The sequence below is a fragment of the Streptohalobacillus salinus genome, from assembly GCF_003201605.1.
In the GTDB taxonomy this organism is placed as follows: domain Bacteria; phylum Bacillota; class Bacilli; order Bacillales; family Amphibacillaceae; genus Streptohalobacillus; species Streptohalobacillus salinus.
On the sequence record NZ_QJJR01000027.1, the window covers coordinates 1 to 3,028 of the forward strand.

Annotated in this window: 1 rRNA gene; it reads right to left on the reverse strand. The window is 50.9% G+C overall.

Going from position 1 to position 3,028, the window contains the following annotated elements:
- Positions 1-8 precede the first annotated feature (8 nt).
- Positions 9-2,924, reverse strand: a 23S ribosomal RNA gene (locus tag DES38_RS11820).
- Positions 2,925-3,028 lie beyond the last annotated feature (104 nt).

The following is a 3,028-nucleotide window of genomic DNA, read 5'->3' on the forward strand; positions in this document are numbered from 1 at the left end:
TTAAAAATTTAGTTAAGTCCTCGATCGATTAGTATTCGTCAGCTGCACATGTTGCCATGCTTCCACCTCGAACCTATCTACCTCATCGTCTCTGAGGGATCTTACTCTTTAAAAGATGGGAAGTCTCATCTTGAGGGGGGCTTCATGCTTAGATGCTTTCAGCACTTATCCTTTCCACACGTAGCTACCCAGCTATGCTCCTGGCGGAACAACTGGTGCACCAGCGGTATGTCCATCCCGGTCCTCTCGTACTAAGGACAGCTCCTCTCAAACTTCCAACGCCCACGACGGATAGGGACCGAACTGTCTCACGACGTTCTGAACCCAGCTCGCGTACCGCTTTAATGGGCGAACAGCCCAACCCTTGGGACCGACTACAGCCCCAGGATGCGATGAGCCGACATCGAGGTGCCAAACCTCCCCGTCGATGTGGACTCTTGGGGGAGATAAGCCTGTTATCCCCGGGGTAGCTTTTATCCGTTGAGCGACGGCCCTTCCATACGGTACCGCCGGATCACTAAGCCCGACTTTCGTCCCTGCTCGACTTGTAGGTCTCGCAGTCAAGCTTCCTTCTGCCTTTACACTCTGCGAATGATTTCCAACCATTCTGAGGAAACCTTTGGGCGCCTCCGTTACTCTTTAGGAGGCGACCGCCCCAGTCAAACTGCCCGCCTGACACTGTCTCCGAACCGGATCACGGTCCTGGGTTAGAAGATCAACACAATCAGGGTGGTATCCCACCAGCGCCTCCACGTAAGCTAGCGCTCACGCTTCTACGGCTCCCACCTATCCTGTACAAATTGTGCCAATATTCAATATCAGGCTACAGTAAAGCTCCACGGGGTCTTTCCGTCCTGTCGCGGGTAATGCGCATTTTCACGCATAGTATAATTTCACCGGGTCTCTCGTTGAGACAGTGCCCAAGTCGTTGCACCTTTCGTGCGGGTCGGAACTTACCCGACAAGGAATTTCGCTACCTTAGGACCGTTATAGTTACGGCCGCCGTTTACTGGGGCTTCGGTTCAATGCTTCGCCGAAGCTAACATGTCCCCTTAACCTTCCAGCACCGGGCAGGTGTCAGCCCCTATACTTCGCCTTACGGCTTCGCAGAGACCTGTGTTTTTGCTAAACAGTCGCTTGGGCCTTTTCACTGCGGCTTCTCGCAAAAGAAGCACCCCTTCTCCCGAAGTTACGGGGTCATTTTGCCGAGTTCCTTAACGAGAGTTCTCCCGCTCACCTTAGAATTCTCATCTCGCCTACCTGTGTCGGTTTGCGGTACAGGCACCACTTTTCTCACTAGAGGCTTTTCTTGGCAGTGTGAAATCAGGAACTTCAGTACTTAATTTCCTTCCCCATCACAACTTGTGATTGCCAGACGGATTTGCCTATCTGACTCACTCATTGCTTGGACGCGCATATCCATCAGCGCGCTTTCCTTATCCTACTGCGTCCCCCCGTTGTTCAAACGAAAAGGAGGTGGTACAGGAATATCAACCTGTTGTCCATCGTCTACGCCCTTCGGCCTCGACTTAGGTCCTGACTAACCCTGAGAGGACGAGCCTTCCTCAGGAAACCTTAGGCATTCGGTGAAGAAGATTCTCACTTCTTTTTCGCTACTCATACCGGCATTCTCACTTCTAAGCGCTCCACCAGTCCTCACGGTCTGACTTTACTGCACTTAGAACGCTCTCCTACCATTGATCGTAAGATCAATCCGTAGCTTCGGTGATACGTTTAGCCCCGGTACATTTTCGGCGCAGCGTCACTCGACCAGTGAGCTATTACGCACTCTTTAAATGATGGCTGCTTCTAAGCCAACATCCTGGTTGTCTGTGCAACGCCACATCCTTTTCCACTTAACGTATACTTTGGGACCTTAGCTGACGGTCTGGGTTGTTTCCCTCTCGACTATGAACCTTATCACCCATAGTCTGACTCCCAAGGTTATATCATTGGCATTCGGAGTTTGACTGAATTCGGTAACCCGGTAGGGGCCCCTAGTCCAATCAGTGCTCTACCTCCAAGATACATGCCTTGAGGCTAGCCCTAAAGCTATTTCGGAGAGAACCAGCTATCTCCGTGTTCGATTGGCATTTCACCCCTACCCACACCTCATCCCCGCATTTTTCAACATACGTGGGTTCGGGCCTCCAGTCAGTGTTACCTGACCTTCACCCTGGACATGGGTAGATCACACGGTTTCGGGTCTACGACCACCTACTACATGCGCCCTATTCAGACTCGCTTTCGCTGCGGCTCCGCCTTATCTGGCTTAACCTTGCAGGGGATCGTAACTCGCCGGTCCATTCTACAAAAGGTACGCCGTCACCCATTAACGGGCTTCGACTACTTGTAGGCACACGGTTTCAGGATCTCTTTCACTCCCCTTCCGGGGTGCTTTTCACCTTTCCCTCACGGTACTGGTACACTATCGGTCACTAGGGAGTATTTAGCCTTGGGAGATGGTCCTCCCGGATTCCGACGGAATTTCTCGTGTTCCGCCGTACTCAGGATCCACATCGGAGGGTAAAATCTTTTCACTACAGGGCTGTTACCTTCTATGGCGGACCTTTCCAGGTCGCTTCGTGTAAACTCTACCTTTGTAACTCCGTTTGATGTGTCCTACAACCCCAAGAAGCAAGCTTCTTGGTTTGGGCTGTTTCCGTTTCGCTCGCCGCTACTTGGGAAATCGCATTTGCTTTCTCTTCCTCTGGGTACTAAGATGTTTCAGTTCCCCAGGTCTGCCTTTATTCACCTATGTATTCAGTGAATAATCCTACTCCATTACGAGCAGTGGGTTTCCCCATTCGGAAATTTCCGGATCAACGCTTACGTACAGCTCCCCGAAACATATCGGTGTTCGTCCCGTCCTTCATCGGCTCCTAGTGCCAAGGCATCCACCGTGCGCCCTTTCTTACTTAACTAATATGAGTAAACTATTTTTTACTACAGTAAAAAAGACGTTTGGTCTTGCTTCTTGCTTTCGATGTCTTGTCATACTTCTTTATCTAGTTTTCAAGGTACATAC